Raw genomic sequence first — 18,940 nt, 5'->3', positions numbered from 1 at the left:
ACGTTGTCAGGCGAAAGATGTAGTTCCTCCCTTGGTTCCTCCCTGGCTCCTCCGTTAAGCGGCTTTTCCCGCGTTGATGTTGTCGGCCAGCAGGCGCCTGAAACGCGAGGGCGGCATGCCCTTCTCCGCCAGGAACTGCCGGTTGAAATTGGACAGATTGTTGAAGCCGACCTCGTAGCAGATGTCGGTGATCGAGGCCTGCTCGTCGCTCATCAGGATCTGGCAGGCGAGGTTGATACGCAGCCGCTTGACATATTGCACCAGCGACATGCCGGTGTGGCGGCGAAACGAGCGTGAGAAGGCGCCGGTCGACTGGCCGGCAATGGCCGCCAGATCCGTCTCGTCGAACAACTGCGTCAGGTTTTCACGGATGTAAGCCAACGCCTTGTTCATGCCGGCGGTCATGTAGCCCGAGGGATCCGGCCGGTAACTGGCGCTGGCGAGCAGCTGGAATTCCTGAGCGCGGCTGAGCAGGCCGGATATCAACATGAACAGCTCGATGCGGCGCACGCCTTGCGCCTGCATCATCTCTTCCATCAGCGGCGCCAGCTCCTTGCTGGTGCGGCTGGAAAACAGCACGCCGCGCCGCGACGCCTCGAGCAGTGGCCCGAGCCCCGCCAGTTCCGGCAGCACATGCATGGCATCACCAATGAAGCTTTCCGAAAACTGGATGATGCGGCCGCGCAGCGGAATGGAGCTGTCCCTCGGGATATCGCTCACCCAATTGTGCGGCAGGTTCGGACCGGTCAGCACCAGATTGCCTGGCTCGAACTCGCCGATGAAGTCGCCGACGAAATAGCGGCCGTTGGTGAAGATCACCTGATGCAGTTCATATTCGGGATGGAAATGCCAACGCACCGTGTGGAAGGGGTAGCCATGCGACCACGCCTTGAAGGACTCACCGCGTCGTATCTGGACAACTTCCAGGTCCGGTTCCATGTCCGTCTCCTCCGGGCCGGCACGGATCGTTGCCGCGTTCGACCCACATTCCCTAAACCGGCCGAATTGGTTTCGGCTCTGCATTTCGAGACCACGCTACCGGCTCATGACAGCAGGCGCCACCACGATTCAGGGCAACGGATGATACTTTTTTAACCGGGAAAGGGACACGGAAAGGCAATATTCGGGCAGGATGGGATCAGAACCGCTGACCGCAACGCGCCTGGCTCGGGCCGAGGCAACGGCCCCTGTTGAACCTGCCCTCCCAGCGCATCCGCCTCGGATCAAGCCACTCAAGCTGGGTCAAAGTCGCCCTCGTGCGCGACCGCCGTAAGCGGAAACCTCCTCAGTCCGTCGCCGACATGACGACGAAGTCCTGGCCGGAGCGGCTGTCGGGATGCAGCGGCGCGTCGGTGAGCACCATCACCATGCCCGGATGCATCCTCGCCTGCATGGCGTCGAGGAAGCTCTTTTGCGTGCTGAGCCGCTTGAGCATGTCCTGCTCATTGTTGAAGAACGAGCCGGAACTGGCGCTGCGGCTGATGTCGACCCATTGCCAGTCGTTGGCGGCGCCGGCCACCTGCAAGGTCAGCAAATGGCTGCCAAGCCCGCCGGACCCGGTGATGGTCAATGGCGCCTGCGCGACGACCACGCCGTTCTCGATCAGCATGATCTGCTTGTCGCCCGACGAGGCGATGATCGAGGTGACCGGGAAATCCTCCGGCTCGACCCAGTCGGCGGCGCGCTTGTGGCCGTCCTTGGAAGCGACGACGTTCTGGAACTGCCCGGCCGCGTAGCCACCCAGCACCATTCCGGGATTGGTCAGTTCGGCCGGGTCGCCGCGCGCGCCCGAAATGATGACCGGCGTGCCGATATGGGTGATGCCGAACAGATTGCTGGAAAAGGCGAGCGGCAGCCGCACGCAGCCATGCGAGGCCGGATAGCCCGGCAGATTGCCGGCATGCAGCGCGATGCCCGACCATGTCAGCCGGTTCATGTTCGGCATCGGCGCATCATTGTAGGTGCTCGACTTGTGGTCCTTGTCCTTTTGGAGAATGACGAAGATGCCGGTCGGCGTCTCATGCCCGGGCTTGCCGGACGAACAGGTCGAGACTGCTATGCGCACGCCGTTGCGATAAACATGCACGCGTTGCTGCGGCAAGGAGACGATGATGGCGACCGGCCCCTTCTTCTGGCGTTCCGGATGCCAGGTGAACTCGCCGGGCTTGAGATCCTTGATGTCCTCAAGCGTCTCGGCGGCGAAGCTTCGCGCCGCCGGCAACAACGCCAGCACGCCGGCGCCAAGCACCAAATGCCGTCTGTCGAGCCCCATGCCGCCCCCTCGTCATGACCAGCCGTCAGTCTAGAGGCTTTCCGGCCCGGATAGAAGCGGTCATGTTTGGGCAGATCGGGTCGCGCCTGGCTCTCACCCGAACCGGGCTTGCGTCCACGCTCCACCAGCCGCATTCGACTCCACCGCCGCCGCGACGAACTTTACGCCGCGCGCGCCATCGACGACGTCAGGCACTTGCGCCGCCCGGGCCGGATCGACCGCCGCGCCCGAGCGATGCGCGCGAATGATATCGGCGGCGTCGCGGTAGAAATTGGCGAAGGCCTCGATGTAACCTTCAGGATGCGCCGCCGGCATGCGCGACACCCGCCGGCTCTCTTGCGTTGAGCCATGGCCGCCGCGCACCAGCGTGCGTGTTTCCTCGCCGTAGATGGAGAAGCGCAATTCCTCCGGGCGCGCGCCCGACCATTCCAGCCCGGCTCTGTCGCCATAGATGCGCACGGACAAATCATTGTAGTGGCCGGGCGATGTCTGGCTGGCCAGGATTGTGCCGCGCGCTCCGCCGGTCCAGCGCACTAGCACATGGGCATTGTCGTCGAGCCGGCGCCCCGGCACGGCGGTGAACAGGTCGGCCGAAACCGCCTCGGCCTCACAACCCGAGATGTAGCTTGCCAGATTGAAGGCATGCACGCCGATATCGGCCAGCACCGCCGACTGCCCAGCGCGCGCCGGGTCGGTGCGCCACTCCGCCTGCTTCTGGCCTTCGGCGTCGATCGGTCTGGTCAGCCAGTCTTGGATATAGGCGCCATGCACCGACACGATGCGCCCGAGTTCGCCGGCCACCACCATCTCGCGCGCCTGGCGGACCATGGCGTAGCCGGTGTTGTTGAGAGTAACGACGAAGCGGCGTTTCTTCGCCCGCGCCAGCGCCACCAGCGCTTGCGCGTCGGCCAGCGTCGTCGACAGCGGCTTGTCGCAGATCACGTCGATGCCGGCTTCGAGGAAGGCTGTCGCGATCGGTGCGTGCAGATGGTTTGGCGTGACGATGACGACGGCCTCGATGCCGTCCGGTCGCGCGGCTTCGGCTTGCGCCATCACGCGATAATCGGCATAGCTGCGCTCCGGCGCGATACCGATCTCGGCGGCCGATGCGGCGGCGTTCTCCGGGTCGGAGGACAGCGCCCCGGCGACCAGAACGATCTGGTCGTCGAGGCGCATGGCCAGCCGGTGCACGGCGCCGATGAAGGCATTGCGGCCGCCACCAACCATGCCGACCCGCAAGCGTTGGCGTGTCGAGCCGTCCGAAGTTGCATAGACCATGATTTTCAAACTCCTCCGGACAGGCGATTTCTGAGGGGTGCAAGCCGATGACGCCGCCAGCGCTTTCGAACCCGATTTCCAATTTCCATATTGTAAAACGATCGTGCCGCGCTAGCCTGAAATCATGAGTGGGGCAGGCAAAACATCGGGACGGTCCGTTGCCGACGAGGCGGCGACCCGCAAACGCGGACGCTCGCTGGCGGCACTCGGTTACATCCAGCCGCAGACCTATGAGGAGTTGCGCGCGGTGCTGTCGTCCGGCACCGTGCATTTCCCCAAGCGGCTGCGCCAGGTCGCGATCTTCCTGTGGCAACATCCGAGCGACGTCGCGCTCGGCACCATCGCGCAGGTGGCGGCACAGGCCGGCGTGCAGCCTTCAACGCTGGTGCGCTTCGCCCAGATCTTCGGCTATGCCGGCTTTTCCGATTTCCAGGGCCTGTTCAAGGACCATATCAAGGGGTCGTGGCCGGACGGACGCGGCGAGCAACGGAGCGAACCCAACGCCGACCTGCATTTCCTGCACGGCATGGTCGGCGCCTCACAGGCCTCGCTTGGCCGCGTCGAGAGCGATTTCGACATCGAGAGTTTCGAGAAGATGGTGACGCTGCTGGCGGCCGCCGACCTGATCTATGTCATCGGCTCCAAGCGCGCCTTCCCCGTCACCACCTATCTGTCGCTGACGCTCTCGCAGCAGGGCGTGCGCAACGTGCTGGTCGACAATGTCGGCTCCACCGCGCTCGACCAGGTCGGCTGCATCGGCAGGCAGGACGCCGTGCTGGCGGTGTCCTTCAGCCCCTACAATTCGATCACACCCGACCTCGTCGCCGTGGCGCATGAGCGCAACGCCGGCATCGTCACCATCACCGACAGCACCTTCAGCCCGCTCATCCGGCTGTCGGACACCTGGCTGGAGGTGGTCGAATCCGACTTTGCCGGCTTCCGCTCGCTGGCGGCGTCGCTGGCCGTCGGCATGGCGCTGGTCCACGCAGTCGTCGCGCGCCGCGGCCAATGAGGCGCCGCTGGCACAATTGACTGCCGGGAATTGACGTTCCATATTTCGAAAAATAGAAACTTTGTTCCGGGAGGAGGAATGGAGCTTCAGCTCAAAGGCAAGGTGGTGCTGGTCACCGGCGCGACGCAAGGCATTGGCCGAGCAATTGCCGAAACGCTTGCGCGTTCGGGCGCCGGTGGTCTGCTGGTCACCGGTCGCGAGAAAGCGCGCGGCGATGCCGTCGCAGCCGAGCTTTCGCGGCTCGGAACGCCCACGGTTTTCGTCGCCGCCGACCTCTCCGACCCCGAAGCCCCTGCCCTGCTGGCGCAAGCCTGCATCGATCGCTTCGACCGCATCGATGGCCTTGTCAACGCCGCCGGCCTGACCGACCGCGCGTCCTTCCTCGATGCCGACCTCGATGACTGGGCAGCGCTCTTCGCCGTCAATGCGCGCGCACCATTCTTCCTCATGCAGGCGGCGATTGCCGATATGAAGAAGCGCGGCCAGGGCGGCGCCATCGTCAACATCCTGTCGATCAATGCCCATTGCGGCTCGCCGGAGCTCGCGGTGTACTCGGCCACCAAGGGCGCGCTGGCGACGCTGACCAAGAACGCCGCCAACGCCCATCGCTTCGACCGCATCCGCGTCAACGGCATCAATGTCGGCTGGACCGACACACCGGCCGAACGCACCATGCAGGCCGAGACGCTTGGCAACGGTCCGGGCTGGCTCGACGCCGCCAAGGCCTCGCAGCCTTTCGGCCGCCTGTTCTCGACGAGCGATGTGGCGAACCTCGCCGTCTTCCTGCTTTCCGACGCGGCCGGACCCATGACCGGCACGCTGATCGACCAGGAACAGTGGGTGATCGGAGCGAACCGGTGAGGGCTGCTGCCTCCCCCGAGACACTTGGACCGGCGCTGCTCGCCCGGTTGCCAACCATCGTCCAGAAGCCGGCCTATGACCGCGCGGCGCTCGCGCCCGGCATGGCGCACCTCGGCGTCGGCGCCTTCCACCGCTGCCACCAGGCAGAATACACCGACGATCTGCTGGCCAGCCATTTCGACCGCTGGGGCGTCGTCGGCATCAACATCCGGCCACCCAGCCTTGACGACACACTCGGCCGGCAAGGTGGTCTCTACACGCGGTTGATCCGCGAGAACGGCAATGTCGAGGCGCGCGTCATCGGCAGCATCATAGAGGTCGTCGACAGCCAGGCGAGTGCCGCACCCGCGCTAGATGTGCTGTCCTCATCCGACATCGAGGTGGTGACGATGACGGTGACCGAGAAAGGTTATTGCCACATCCCGTCCAGCGGCGAACTCGATCTCGACCATCCCGACATCGTCCACGACCTAGCCAACCCCGAGACGCCACGCAGTGTGCCCGGCCAGTTGGCGCGGGCGCTGGAATTGCGCCGGGCGACACATGGCCGGCCGCTGACGCTGCTCTCCTGCGACAACATCCCGGCCAATGGCACTATCCTGGCCAATGTCGTGCAGGCTTTTGCCGAACGGCGCGGCAACGGCCTTGCCGACTGGATCTCGGCCAACGCCGCCTTCCCGTCGGCCATGGTCGACCGCATCGCGCCGGCGGTCACGCAAGCCGACCTCGACGGCGTCGAGCAGCGTTTCGGCTACCGAGATGCCGCGGTCGTCGTCGGCGAGCCGTTCCGGCAGTGGGTGATCGAGCAGAAATTCGCCGGCCGCGTGCCGCGCTGGGATCGGGTCGGCGCCAGCTTCGTCGACGACGTCACGCCGTTCGAACATCTCAAGATGCGGGTGCTCAACGGCGCCCAGACGACGCTCGCCACGCTCGGCGTGCTGGCCGGCCTCGAACACACATTCGATGCCATCGCCGACCCGCTGCTGTTGGCCTTTGTGCAACGCATGCTTGTCGAAGAGACGCTGCCGACGCTGCTGCCGGTGCCGGGCATGGAACCGCTGGCCTATGTCGCGCAGAGCCTCGGCCGGCTGCGCAACATCGCGATCCGCCACCGCAACCACCAGATTGCCACCGACGGTTCGCAAAAGATCGTCCAGCGCTTGCTCAACCCGATCCGCGACCGCCTGAGCCAGGGCCAAAGCATCGCGCTGCTGGCGCTCCCGGTCGCCGGCTGGATGGCCTACCTGATCCAGGCCTCGGCACGGTTCGGCAAACGCTGGCCGGTGTCGGACCCCTATGCCGGCAAGGTCGCCGACATATCGGACGCAACCGGCCGCGATCCACAGGCACTGGTGGCCGGCATCCTTGCCATCGACACGATTTTCGAGCCCGGCCTTGCCGCGAACGATGTGTTCCGCAGGTCCGTCACATCAACGCTCGGCGAGCTGCTGTCGGACGATCCGATGGCCGCCGTCAGGCACAGTCTGGAACAGGGCGACGCGGTACGGTTGAAGCGGCCCGCACAATCGGCATAGTGGAAGTCGGTCATGAAGCCACGACGAGAGCAATTCCAGGAAAAGTGTGAAACGGCTTTCCGCCCGGAATTGCGTCAAAAACAAAGGGATAGAACGGTTCCTCGTTCCGTGAAACGATGAACTGCTCAGGGGAGGCATGATGAAACTTGGACTGCTCACCGCACCCTTCGCGGAGACGCCGCTTGGCGAGGTCGCCGGCTGGGCAAGCTCCGTCGGCTTCGAGGCGCTGGAAATCGCCTGCTGGCCGAAATCGTCAGGCGCCAGCCGCCGCTATGCCGGCACCAGCCACATCGACGCCGCCTCGACTTCCGCCGCGCAGGCCAGGGAGATCGTCGCCTCGCTGGCGGAGAAGAACCTCTCGGTCTCCGGCCTCGGCTACTATCCCAACCCGCTGCACCCCGACGCCGCCCACCGCGAGGCTGTCATCGGCCATCTGAAGAAGGTGATCGTGCTGGCCGCCAATATGGGCGTAACTGTCGTCAACACTTTCTGCGGTGGCGATGCCGCCAAGACCGTCGACGTCAACTGGCAGGAGGCGCTCAAGGTCTGGCCCGAAATCGTCGCCCATGCGCGCGGCCATGGCGTCAAGCTCGCCTTCGAGAACTGCCCGATGATCTTCAGCTATGACGAGTGGCCGGGCGGGCACAACATCGCCTATTCGCCGCAGGTCTGGCGCCGCATCCTGGAAGCGTGGGGCGGCGATGTCGGCATGAATTTCGACCCCTCGCACCTGGTCTGGCAGATGATCGACCAGGCCCGCTTCATCCGGGAATTCGGCCCCTACATGCTGCATGCCCATGCCAAGGACCTGATGATTGATCATGATGGACTCTACGAGCGCGGAATCCTCTCGGCTGGCATAGGCTGGCAGGTGCCGCGCATGCCGGGGCTCGGCGATGTCGACTGGAGCGGCTTCTTCTCCGGCCTCTACCGGGCCGGCTATGACGGACCCATCATCATCGAACACGAGGACAGGCGATTTGAAGGCAGCGACGATCAGGTGAAGCGGGGCTTTCTGCTTGCCCGCGACGTGCTGCGTCCGTTCGTGAAATGACGGCGCAATGCATGTCGCCCAAAGCGCGGAGGAGCGATTTTGGGACAACGACATGCATGGAACAAGCACAAGAACTTCAGGCGCGCCGCGTGAATCTCTTTCTGCGCGACGCGGTTTAACGGCTTGGAACTGAACTGAAAAACAATGTGGAGGAAAGTCTGAAATGAAGAAATATCTGACCATGGTCCCGCTACTTGCCGGCGCGGCCTTCCTGGCCTCAGTGGGCGCCTCGTCCGCCGCAGGCAAATACACCATAGGCATCTCCAACACCGTGCAGGGCAATGGCTGGCGCGAGGAGATGGTCTGCGCCATGAAGGCGCAGGCACTGGCCTCCGGCGAGGTCGCCAAGCTCAACATCGCCCACCGCAACACCGATGCGGCCGGCCAGCTCGAAGACATCCGCAACCTGATCAGCGCCAAGGTCGACGCCATCGTCGTCAACCCGGCCGATCCGGCCGGCATCAAGGCGGGCCTCGAGGAAGCCACCAAGGCCGGCATCGTCGTCGTCGCCGTCGACCAGGCGGTCACCGAACCGTCGGCCTACATCATCTCCAACAATCAGGAGCAGTACGCCTATCTCGGCGCCAAATGGCTGTTCGGCCAGATGGGCGGCAAGGGCGAAGTGTTCTACATGCGCGGTGCCGCCGGCGCGTCTGCGGACAGCGACCGCGACAAGGGCTTCAAGAAGGCGCTGGCCGAATTCCCCGACGTGAAGGTCGCACAGGAAGTCTTCACCGGCTGGCAGCAGGACCAGGCCAAGCAGCAGATCCTTTCCTTCCTCTCGACGGGAACGCCGATCAACGGCATCTGGACCTCCGGCATCGACAACGTCATCGTCGACGCGCTGGTCGAGTCGCAGGCGCCGCTGGTGCCGATCGTCGGTGCCGACAATGCCGGCTTCGTCGGCCAGTTGAGTTCGGTCAAGGGTCTCGTCGGCGCCGCAGTCACCAACCCCGGTTCGATCGGCGGCGCTGGCGTGACGCTGGCGCTGCAGATCCTCGACGGCAAGAAGCCGGCACAGCAGACCGTGCTGGTCGAGCCGCAGCTGTGGGAGAACGCCACCGACGAAGGCAAGGCCAAGCTGAAGGCCGCCGCCGACCCGTCGCTGAGCCCCGAATGGCCGGTCTCGATCTCGATCCCGGACTGGACCACCTACACCAAGGACCAGATCGTCGCCTGCAAGGGCCCGGGCGAGTAAGTCTGGGCTTTCGCTAACGGCCGTCGGTCGGCGCCGCCCCTCACCTGCCTGCCGGCATCCTCTCCCCGTATAGAGACGGGGAGAGGGACGTCGTCGCCGGCGTTGCGGACAGCTTCTCTCTCCCCGTTTAGGGGGAGAGATGTCCGGCAGGACAGTGAGGGGCGGCGCTGACATTCGCAGTGATCCGAGCACGCAACCCGAGAACCTCCGGATTTGACCAGCAACCCGCTCCTCGACGCCACCGGCGTCGCCAAGAATTACGGCGCCGTTGCCGCGCTGCGCAACGCATCGCTTTCGGTGCTGCCAGGCGAGGTGCACGCGCTGATGGGCGCCAACGGCGCCGGCAAGTCGACGCTGGTGAAGATCCTGACCGGCGCTATTCCTGCCAATGCCGGGCGTATCCTGATCCGTGGCGAGGCCCGCGACATACGCTCGCCCGCCGCCGCCCGCCGCGCCGGCCTTTTGCCCGTCTACCAGGAGCCGTCGCTGATCCCCGATCTCGACGTGCTGTCCAATCTCAGGCTGACCGGCACGCCGGTCGAGCCGTTCCGCGCCTGGGTGCGCGAACTCGGCATTCCCGATCTCGATATCCGCGACACCGCCCGCGACATTCCGCTGGCCGTGCTGCGCGTGCTCGACCTGGCGCGTGCGCTGGCCGTCGAGCCCGACGTGCTGCTGCTCGACGAGATGACGGCGGCGCTGCCCGCCAACCTTGCCGAAAAGGTGCTGGAAGTGGTGCGCCGCCAGGGGGACAGCGGCCGCGCGGTGATCTTCATCTCCCACCGCTTCGTCGAGATCTCGGCGCTGTGCGACCGCGCCACCGTACTGCGCGACGGCGAGACCGTCGGCGTCGTCGACATCGTGCCCGGCGTCGAGGAAAAGATCGTCGAGCTGATGCTCGGCACACGCATCGTCAAGACCCATGTCGCCGCCCGCAGCGCCAGCCAGAAGGCCGCAGTCGCCCCTGCCCGCCCGCGGCTGGCGGTGCGCAATCTGCGCGTCGGAACCAAGCTCAACGACGTCTCCTTCGATCTCGCCGATGGCGAGGTCGCCGGCGTCGTCGCGCTTGAAGGCCAGGGCCAGGACGAGCTGTTCGCCGCTCTTGCCGGCTCGATCCGTCCATCGGGCGGCGCAATAGAGGTCGACGGCCAGCCGGCGAAATTCTCCCACCCGATCGACGCCATCCGCGCCGGCCTCGCCTATGTGCCAGGCGACCGCGCCGAGGCGCTGGCCATGCAGCGCTCGGTGCGCGAGAACATCGCGCTGCCCTTCAGTGCCGCCTTGCGCAACTGGGGGCCGATTGCCATGCGACAGGAGCGCGCCAAGGTGATCAGCGCCATCGAGCGGCTGCAGATCGACACCCGCGCGCAGGGGGAAGTGCAGCGCCTGTCCGGCGGCAACCAGCAGAAGGTGACCATCGCCCGCTGGATCGCCGCCGACACACGGACCCTGCTGTGCTTCGACCCGACGCGCGGCATCGATGTCGGCACCAAGCAGGAGATCTACAAACTGCTGCGAGAGGTCGCCGGCCACGGCAAGTCGGTGCTGTTCTACACCTCCGAACTGGAGGAGGTGCAACGTGTCTGCGACCGCGTCATCGTGATCTTCGGGGGCCGCGTCGTCGACATCTTCGCGGTCGAGGAGGCCGACGAGCCGGCGCTGATGCGCGCCGCCTACGGCCTGCCGCGCGGCGCCAAGGCCGACATCGGCATTTTGGCCGATCCCCACTCTTCTTCCGCCGAGAGCGCGAGTTCCTCGGATTCGAACACGCCGGGGGCGACGCCATGAGCCACTTCCTGCGCCGCCAGGGCTGGGTCGCCGGCCTGTTCGTCCTCTTCATCGTCCTGTTCGTCATCACAAAACTGATCCAGCCGGCCTACGGCAGCGGCGATTTCGGCTCGCTCGTACGCGCCGTGCTGCCTTACGCCTTCGCGGTCGCCGCCCAGACCGTCGTCGTCATCGCCGGCGGCATCGACCTGTCGGTCGCCGCCATGATGGCGCTGACCAGCGTCACCGCCGCCTCGATGATGTCAGGCGCCAGCGAAGAATATGCGCTGTTCGTGGTGCCGTTCGTGCTCGCCGTGGGGTTCGTGCTCGGCGCCATCAACGGAATGCTGATCGTCGTCACCCGGGTGCCCGACATCGTCGTCACACTGGCCACTTTGTTCGTGCTGCAAGGCGCTGCCCTTTTGGTGCTCGATGCGCCGGGCGGTGCGGCGGCCGAATGGCTGAAGGCGCTGATCTCGGGCACGGTGTCGATACCCGGCCTGCCCGACGGCATCGATGCCTGGCTGCCCAAGGCTTTGCTGCTGCTCATCGTCTGCCTCTGCATCATCTGGATACCGCTCAGGCGGTCACGCCTCGGCCTCTCCATCTATGCCATCGGCTCGAGCGAGCTGGCGGCGTTCCGCAGTGGCGTCCCGGTGGCGCGCACCCGCATCATCGCCTATGCGCTGTCGGGCCTGTTTGCCGCTTTTGGCGGGCTGGCGCTGACCATGAGCACCGGCATCGGTGCGCCCATTCCCGGCCCCTATCTGCTCGCCAGCGTCGCGGCGGTGGTTCTCGGCGGCGTCGCACTCGGTGGCGGCAAAGGCGGCCTCCTCGGCCCCATCGTCGCCGTCTTCGTGCTGCGGCTGGTGCGCACCGACCTGACGCTGCTTGCCATCGACCCCAACGTCACCGCCATCATCGAAGGCGCTATCATGGTCGCCGTGGTGATGTTCGGCGCCTTCATCACCATGCGGAGCCGGCAGTCATGAGCGGGCATGAAATGGGGCGTCGTGGAGCACTATCCCCTCCCGTCAACCGAACCAACATCGGGCGAAACCAATCGCGAGCACGAGCGTCATGAGCACAACCGCGATCTCTCCCCAACCTGTCCCCTTCGGCCGCCGCGTAAAGCGCTTTATGGCCGACCGACCGCTGATCCCGCTGATCATCCTGCTCGTCATCCTGGTGGTGATCCTGCAGATCCTGCGCCCCGGCATCGTCAACGAACGCTGGATCGCCAACACCATCAAATTCGCCATTCCCTTGGCGATCCTCGCCGGCTGCCAGACCATGACCATGCTGACCGGCGGCATCGACCTGTCGATTGGCACGGTGGCGACGATGAGCGCCTTCATCATGGCCACGCAAATCGTCAACCAGGACCCGGCGGTGGCCTTCGCGCTGGCGATGATGCCGGCGGTGCTGATCGGACTGGTCAACGGCATAGGCGTCGGCGTCTTCCGCGTCCATCCGCTGATCATGACGCTGGGCACCAGCCTGATCGGCACCGGCTGCCTGCAGGTCTACCAGCGCACGGTGATCGCGTCGGGCGCCAGGATCCCAGACTTCCTCGCCTGGCTCGGCACCGGCCTGACATATGGCGTACCCAACGCCCTGCTGCTGTTCGTGCCGCTGGCCGCACTCATCGTCTTCACCTTGAGCCGCACCGGCTTCGGCCGCCTGCTCTACGCCGTCGGCGACAATGAGCGCGCGACCCGCCTCTCCGGCGTGCGATACTGGCAGGTCATCACGGCGCTCTACGTCATCTCCAGCGTGCTCGCCGGCATCACCGGCCTGCTCTATATCGGCCTGATCAAGGCCCCCTCCCTGTCGCTCGCCGAACCGCTGGTGCTGCCTTCGGTGGCGGCAGCCGTGATCGGCGGCACCTCGATCTTCGGCGGCCGCGGCGGTTACACCGGCACCATCATCGGCGCCCTGATCCTCACCGTGCTGACGACGCTGCTGACCATCCTGCAAATGCCGGAAGGGGCCAGGCGGATCTTGTTCGGGCTGATTGTGCTGTTCGTGACGGCGGCGTATCTAAGGATTGTGGAGGAAAGGTAGGGGTGGGCGCGGAAGCGAATTTCCGCTTCGCGCCGCGTTTCGGCCACAGAGGCAACAGGCAGCCTTGCCGCCGACAACGGTCGCTGTCCCCGGCATTCTCGAACAGCCATTCTCCGTCCCGAAAGAAGACCCTTCCTTCCAGCTTTGGGCCCGCATCGCAAGCCGGTGGTCGCAGTATACAGCTGGATGTGACGCAGTATATGCGAGCCGACATGTCAGCGAGCTGCGATGGATCGAAAGACTCTTGGAAGCTCATTTGCGCTCCAGCAGCTATAGCCGACTTTGTCTCACTCCCTTGGCAAGTAGACTTCATCCAACTGGCGATTGGCTTAGCCGGTTTTGGCCGCCACTACAAAGAAATACAAGAGTGACACCAATCGGAACTCGTGCCTTTGTTGCTGGTCCAAGAGGCGAAAAGGGGACGCTGGGATCGGCTTAAGCTAAGAAGATTCTAGCTTGCAGCCTTGCTAATTTACTGACATATTTATCTGTTTCCGAGTTTTGCACTATGGCAATTGGGGCAAAAAGATGGCCAAGGAATCTGCGAATGCCGCTTCTCCAGCAGTTAAAGCGGACGTAAATCTGATGGGTAATGCAGAGGGTAACGGGCTGAACTTCATGGCGGCCCAGGCTCGCGAGGGCGGAGGCTCCGGCGACGCTGTAGGTGTCGACAAGATACGCGATCTGCTGTTCGGCAACCAGATGCAGGACTATGACCGCCGGTTTTCCAAGCTTGAAGAACGGTTCTTGCAGCGCTTCAAGGATGTCGAATCCGAGGCCAAGCGCAATCTCGAAATGTACGAGTCAAATGCAAAGAAGCAGGTCGAATCGCTTGCGGCGCAATTGCGGAACGAAAAAGACGCACGAGCCGAGGCCGACAAGGAGATTGACCGGAACCTTCGCGAGCAAAATCAGGCACTTGAAAAGCAGGTGCGCGCGTTGTCGGATCAATTGAGCGAGCTTGAGCGCGATGTTGCGGATCGGATGAATCGAAATGATCATTCGCTGCGTGAGGATATCAAGCAAAAGAATGAAACCGTTCAGATGATCATGGAGAAAATGTTCTCCGATCTTAGCAACGTCAAGACCGACCGAAATCTTTTGGCTGGCCTGTTTGTCGAGGTTGCAAAATGTCTGAATCAGGATCCCGTAGGTAACAAGAACAACTCGGAACGCAGCTGGAAAGTGAGTTGATCGGAATTTGACGTCAACCGTCGACCCAGTCAACCTTCCTCAAAGTACAGCCTCGAACGATACCGAGATTGATCGCGAGGCTCTGGCTAGGCTGTTGGTCGAAATTGCCCGGAACGTCGATCCGGACAATCATGCGCATTTCGACGTTCCAGCCGCCGACCATCGCATGGACACACTTCGCGAGCTGCTGGTCGGCCGCGAAATTTCTGAGCTTTCACGCGTTACGCACCTGCTCGACGAACCCGAGCAGCTTGCGGCCGCAGTGGGGGACGTTCTCCCCAGCGCAGCCGCATCGGCGTCTCATGCGCAACTCGGCGAGGCCTTTGCGCCAGTTGTCGAGCGGGCCGTGCGACGGTCCATCCAGAAGAACCCGCGCACGCTGACGGATATATTATACCCGGTGTTTCTGCCGGCTATTCGCAAGTCGATCGGCGAAAAGATCGACCAGACCTTTCAGTCGCTGAACGAATCTTTAAGGCATATATTTACCTGGCATGGACTTAAGTGGAGATTTGAAGCTTGGAGGACAGGAACGAGCTTCTCAGAAGTTGTCCTTAAGCATTCCCTCTCCTATCAAGTAGAGCATGTCTTTCTCATTAACCGCAATTCCGGGCTATTGATTACACATGTAGCCGCCGAAAATGCAACGAGCGAAGACCCTCAACTAATTTCTTCGATGCTTAGTGCAATTCAAGATTTTGTGAAGGACTCATTCAACGAGAAAGAACAGAGCGGACTGGACACTATCCGTTTCGGGGAGCTTCGTCTTTGGTCGGAAGTTGGACCGTTTGCGACCTTGGTTGCGGTGATCCGCGGAAATCCGCCAGAGGAATTACATGAAATAATTCGCGACGTACTGCTTCGCATCCACGATGAGAGCTCAGAAGCTCTAGAGCAGTTTGACGGCGACAGTTCGCAGTTGGCCGGCGTAGAGGCGCAGCTACAGACCTGTGTTGAACTGAAGCACGAGGATTCAAACGAGGGATTTCCGTGGCTGGTGGTGGCTGCAGTCCTGCTGGTTTTGGTACCCGCAGGCGGTTGGTTCTTTCTTTCCTGGCAAGCCGGGCAGCGCTGGCAGGCCTATGTGTCGCGACTGGAGACCCAGCCGGGCATCATCGTTGCGGAACACCAGATGCGCGGCGGCCAATTCTATATCGCCGGCCTGAGAGACCCGCTTGCCGCCGACCCGCAGTCGCTGTTGTCCGGAACGCAAGTCGATCCCGCTCGAGTTCATTCGCAGTGGCAATTCTATCAGAGCCTTGAGCCGGAGTTCGTGTTGAAGCGGCTGACGGCGTCGCTGGCCCCGCCGGATACAGTACGACTTTCGATCGTCAACGGTCGCATCGTTGCCGAGGGTGAGGCTCCCGACACGTGGATCGACCGGGCGCGTGCCACCGCCCAACAACTTTCGGCAGGCGGGCCGGTCTTCGATATCTCCAAGGTTCGTGATGTTAGCCCCGAAGCACGCGCAGCGGAGCGCTGGCAGGCCTATGTGTCGCGACTGGGGGCCCAACCGGGCATCATCGTTGCAGATCAGAAGATACGCGATGGCCAATTCTATATTGCCGGCCTCAGAGACCCACTTGCCGCCGACCCGCAGTCGCTGCTGTCCGGAACGCAGGTAGATCCCGCCCGGGTTCATTCGCAGTGGCAATTCTATCAGAGCCTTGAGCCGGAGTTCGTGTTGAAGCGCCTGACGGCGTCGCTGGCTCCGCCGGATTCGATACGGCTTTCGATCGTCAATGATCGCATCGTTGCCGAGGGTGAAGCTCCCGACACGTGGATCAACCGGGCGCAGGCCGCGGCCCAGCAGCTTTCGGCAGGCGGGCCGGTCTTCGATATCTCCAGAGTCCGCGATGTAAGCCCCGAAGCACGCGAGGCGGAGCGCTGGCAGGCCTATGTGTCGCGACTGGGGACCCAGCCGGGCATCATCGTTGCAGATCAAAAGATACGCGATGGCCAATTCTATATTGCCGGCCTGAGAGACCCGCTTGCCGCCGACCCGCAGTCGCTGCTGTCCGGAACGCAGGTCGATCCCGCCCGGGTTCATTCGCAGTGGCAATTCTATCAGAGCCTTGAGCCGGAGTTCGTGTTGAAGCGGCTGACAGCGTCGCTGTATCCGCCGGATACAGTACGACTTTCAATCGTCAATGATCGCATCGTTGCCGAGGGTGAGGCTCCCGACACCTGGATAGACAAGGCGCGCGCAGCAGCCCGACAGCTTTCGGCAGGCGGACCGGAATTCGACATCTCCAAGGTTCGTGATGTGAGCCCCGACGCACGAGCGGCAGAGCACTGGCAATATTATGTGTCGCGACTTGAGGCTCAACCGGGAATCATCGTCGCCCAACAAACAGCGAGGGGTGGACATTTCTACATTTCCGGCCTGAGAGACCCGCTTGCCGCCGACCCGCAAGCTCTGCTGTCCGGAACGGAGGTTGATCCTGCCCGCGTTCATTCACAGTGGCAATTCTATCAGAGCCTTGATCCGAAGTTCGTGGTGAAGCGGCTGACGGCGTCGCTGACCCCGCCGAAATCGGTTCAGGTTTCGATCGTCCAGGGTCGCATCGTTGTCGTGGGTGAGGCTCCTGCCGCCTGGATCACCCGGGCGCAGGCCGCCTCCGAGCAACTTTCGGCGGACGGAGTGGTTCTGGATGTCTCGCAGCTGCGTGAGCTGAACCTTGCAGAACTTAATTATTTGAGAGAAGCCATCCAGACGACCGATATTTTCTTCTCGTCCGGCAAAGTTGTGCCGGGACCAGAGCAGGTGCCGGTTCTCGACAGGTTGGCGGATCAAATAAAGGAATTCGCCCAGAATGCCCGCAAGTCAGGCGTAACAGCGCGGTTCATGTTAACCGGGCATTCGGACGCCACTGGCCGTGAGACGGCGAACGCGTCGATCAGCGCCGCCCGCGCCGAGACAGTTCGCGCGCTTCTCAACAAGCGCGGCGTCCCTCCGGAACTGCTGCTGGTTCGGGGCGCGGGCACTTTCGAGCCGTTGGTACCTGAAAATATTCAAACTGGGAGCTCCACCAATCGTCGGGTTTCGGTTACGGTAAACCTGGACTAGGGCGGGGCCCACGATGCTGCAAAAAAAGATCTGCATGTTGGGCGGCTTCGCTGTCGGAAAGACGAGCCTGGTGCGCAGGTTCGTGCAAAGCATCTTTTCGGAAACTTACTTGACCACGGTGGGAGTGAAAATCGACAAGAAGAGTGTCGTACTCGCGGACAAAACCGTGGATCTGATTTTGTGGGATTTGGCCGGCGAAGACGATATCGGCTCATTCCGCGTCAGCTATGTGCGAGGTGCGACCGGGCTCGTGCTTGTCGTCGATGGAACCCGCGCCGCCACTCTTGCCGTGGCGCTCACGCTGCGCGAGCGGGTCGAGGCCGAATTCGGGCCTATGCCGTTCGTGTTGCTGTTCAACAAATCCGATCTGGCCGATCGGTGGGCAATACCGGATAGTGAGATTGACGGACTGAGGCAACTTGGATGGCAAATCTATCTGACAAGCGCGCTTTCGGGTGAATGTGTCGATGACGCGTTTCGTCAGCTTGCTTCGATGGTCACCGAATAGACCATGCATGGATTGCCAAGAGAAGTCAGAAGCTGGATTTTCAACTTCTTCTACCGTGAGCACTCTGTCGCATATCTGAAAATTGACGCGGAGCTTTCCATCGCTGCGAAGGGCGGCAACCTTAAGCACTACGGGCTCTCATCACTTCGCATCGGCAAACCAGTTAGCGACCAGCTTGAATTCATGGAAGGCTTGCTGCCTTGCCCGGAGCTTCCATTTCATATGGCCATGGTCGAACTGCCCGGCGGGCGTGTCGCGGACCTTCATCTTTTTGCTGACGATGACTGCGTGTGGCTGCTCGTTCTTGACGCCACCGCCGAACGCGACAACAGGCAGCGGCTTCAACAGAAGGCTTATGAAATGACGCTCCTGCAAGAGAGGGAGCGTCAACTCAACGAGAAATTACGATCGACGAACGAGGCGTTGAGGGAGAGCCAGGAGGGATTGTCGCGTGAATACCAGCGCGCCGAAACCCTGCTCCTCAATATTCTTCCGGCGTCGATCGCGGAGCGGCTAAAGGCGCACGAACAGATTGCGGACAACCACGCGGAGGTGAGTGTGCTTTTTGCCGACATCGTCGGTTTTACGGAAAGAGCGCGAAGCGTCGGAGCCGTGACGACGCTCGCTATCTTGAATTACTTTTTCAAGGTGGCGGATCAGCTCTCGGAACGATATGGCTGCGAAAAGATCAAGACGATCGGCGATTGTGTGATGGTGGTCGCCGGCCTGCCCGCCGCGCGATCCGATCATGCGGAAGCCCTTGCGCACTACGCACTTGAACTGCGCGAGGCGGGTCGGCGCGAACGGTTCGCGGGAGAGCCGCTAAGACTGAGAATTGGAATTCACTCCGGACCGATCGTCGCCGGCGTCATAGGCAAAAAGCGGTTTGCCTATGACCTGTGGGGCGACACCGTCAATCTCGCCTCACGGATTCAAACGTCCGCCGAGCCCGATGAAATCCGTATTTCGGATGCAACTCACACACTGCTTGGACCAGATTTCGCTTGCGACCCACTCGAGGAAACGGAATTGCGGGGCACAGGTCGTGTGCGCATGTGGCGGCTCCGGGCCTGATTTGCCGCTGAGCAGTGCCAACCCTGCAGCGTTTTTTCATTTCAAGCCAG

The 18,940-nt window shown here is 62.8% G+C and carries 15 protein-coding genes; 12 read left to right on the top strand and 3 right to left on the bottom strand.

What is annotated here, in order from left to right; genetic code table 11:
• Nucleotides 1–54 precede the first annotated feature (54 nt).
• The 3 genes from AC1D0I_RS14795 to AC1D0I_RS14785 form a co-directional block, all read right to left on the bottom strand.
• Nucleotides 55–939, bottom strand: a complete 885-nt coding sequence (locus AC1D0I_RS14795; RefSeq protein WP_095091306.1) for an AraC family transcriptional regulator — start codon at nucleotides 937–939, stop codon at nucleotides 55–57.
• A gap of 346 nt (nucleotides 940–1,285) precedes the next feature.
• Nucleotides 1,286–2,272 (bottom strand): L,D-transpeptidase, encoded by a 987-nt coding sequence (locus AC1D0I_RS14790; RefSeq protein WP_477395959.1) that lies wholly within the window; start codon nucleotides 2,270–2,272, stop codon nucleotides 1,286–1,288.
• A 93-nt stretch (nucleotides 2,273–2,365) separates the two neighbouring features.
• Nucleotides 2,366–3,550: a Gfo/Idh/MocA family protein gene (locus AC1D0I_RS14785; protein WP_477395957.1), complete on the bottom strand. Its 1,185-nt coding sequence runs from the start codon at nucleotides 3,548–3,550 to the stop codon at nucleotides 2,366–2,368.
• A gap of 124 nt (nucleotides 3,551–3,674) precedes the next feature.
• Between AC1D0I_RS14785 and AC1D0I_RS14780 the strand changes: the two genes are divergently transcribed.
• The 12 genes from AC1D0I_RS14780 (at nucleotide 3,675) to AC1D0I_RS14725 (ending at nucleotide 18,890) form a co-directional block, all read left to right on the top strand.
• A complete protein-coding gene (locus AC1D0I_RS14780) occupies nucleotides 3,675–4,562 on the top strand; it encodes a MurR/RpiR family transcriptional regulator (protein ID WP_477301660.1) in 888 nt (295 codons plus the stop codon).
• Nucleotides 4,563–4,640: 78 nt separating this feature from the next.
• A complete protein-coding gene (locus tag AC1D0I_RS14775) occupies nucleotides 4,641–5,423 on the top strand; it encodes an SDR family oxidoreductase (RefSeq protein WP_477395955.1) in 783 nt (260 codons plus the stop codon).
• Nucleotides 5,420–6,958: a mannitol dehydrogenase family protein gene (locus tag AC1D0I_RS14770; RefSeq protein WP_477395953.1), complete on the top strand. Its 1,539-nt coding sequence runs from the start codon at nucleotides 5,420–5,422 to the stop codon at nucleotides 6,956–6,958. Before AC1D0I_RS14775 ends, AC1D0I_RS14770 begins: the two co-directional genes overlap by 4 nt.
• A gap of 139 nt (nucleotides 6,959–7,097) precedes the next feature.
• The gene (locus AC1D0I_RS14765; RefSeq protein ID WP_477395951.1) at nucleotides 7,098–8,012 is read left to right on the top strand and encodes a sugar phosphate isomerase/epimerase family protein; all 915 of its coding nucleotides are present in this window, start codon (nucleotides 7,098–7,100) and stop codon (nucleotides 8,010–8,012) included.
• A gap of 163 nt (nucleotides 8,013–8,175) precedes the next feature.
• Nucleotides 8,176–9,210, top strand: a complete 1,035-nt coding sequence (locus AC1D0I_RS14760) for an ABC transporter substrate-binding protein (protein WP_095091300.1) — start codon at nucleotides 8,176–8,178, stop codon at nucleotides 9,208–9,210.
• 213 nt (nucleotides 9,211–9,423) lie between these two features.
• Entirely contained in the window at nucleotides 9,424–10,998 is a 1,575-nt protein-coding gene (locus tag AC1D0I_RS14755) for a sugar ABC transporter ATP-binding protein (protein ID WP_477395949.1), read from the top strand.
• Nucleotides 10,995–11,969 carry an ABC transporter permease gene (locus AC1D0I_RS14750; protein ID WP_477395947.1) on the top strand — a complete coding sequence of 325 codons (975 nt, stop codon included), beginning with the start codon at nucleotides 10,995–10,997 and terminating at the stop codon, nucleotides 11,967–11,969. The genes AC1D0I_RS14755 and AC1D0I_RS14750 overlap by 4 nt, the downstream gene beginning before the upstream one ends.
• A gap of 88 nt (nucleotides 11,970–12,057) precedes the next feature.
• A complete protein-coding gene (locus tag AC1D0I_RS14745) occupies nucleotides 12,058–13,044 on the top strand; it encodes an ABC transporter permease (RefSeq protein WP_477395945.1) in 987 nt (328 codons plus the stop codon).
• Between the two features lie 528 nt (nucleotides 13,045–13,572).
• Nucleotides 13,573–14,238 (top strand): hypothetical protein, encoded by a 666-nt coding sequence (locus AC1D0I_RS14740; RefSeq protein WP_095091773.1) that lies wholly within the window; start codon nucleotides 13,573–13,575, stop codon nucleotides 14,236–14,238.
• A 94-nt stretch (nucleotides 14,239–14,332) separates the two neighbouring features.
• Nucleotides 14,333–17,308, top strand: a complete 2,976-nt coding sequence (locus AC1D0I_RS14735; RefSeq protein ID WP_477395943.1) for an OmpA family protein — start codon at nucleotides 14,333–14,335, stop codon at nucleotides 17,306–17,308.
• Between the two features lie 13 nt (nucleotides 17,309–17,321).
• Nucleotides 17,322–17,816, top strand: a complete 495-nt coding sequence (locus tag AC1D0I_RS14730; protein ID WP_477226802.1) for a Rab family GTPase — start codon at nucleotides 17,322–17,324, stop codon at nucleotides 17,814–17,816.
• 3 nt (nucleotides 17,817–17,819) lie between these two features.
• Nucleotides 17,820–18,890, top strand: a complete 1,071-nt coding sequence (locus tag AC1D0I_RS14725; protein WP_477395941.1) for an adenylate/guanylate cyclase domain-containing protein — start codon at nucleotides 17,820–17,822, stop codon at nucleotides 18,888–18,890.
• The last annotated feature ends 50 nt before the right edge of the window (nucleotides 18,891–18,940 follow it).

This window comes from Mesorhizobium sp. P2_D1 (assembly GCF_056404455.1).
The sequence above is the reverse complement of the archived record's forward strand: the minus strand, read 5'-3'. Positions and strand labels throughout refer to the sequence as shown.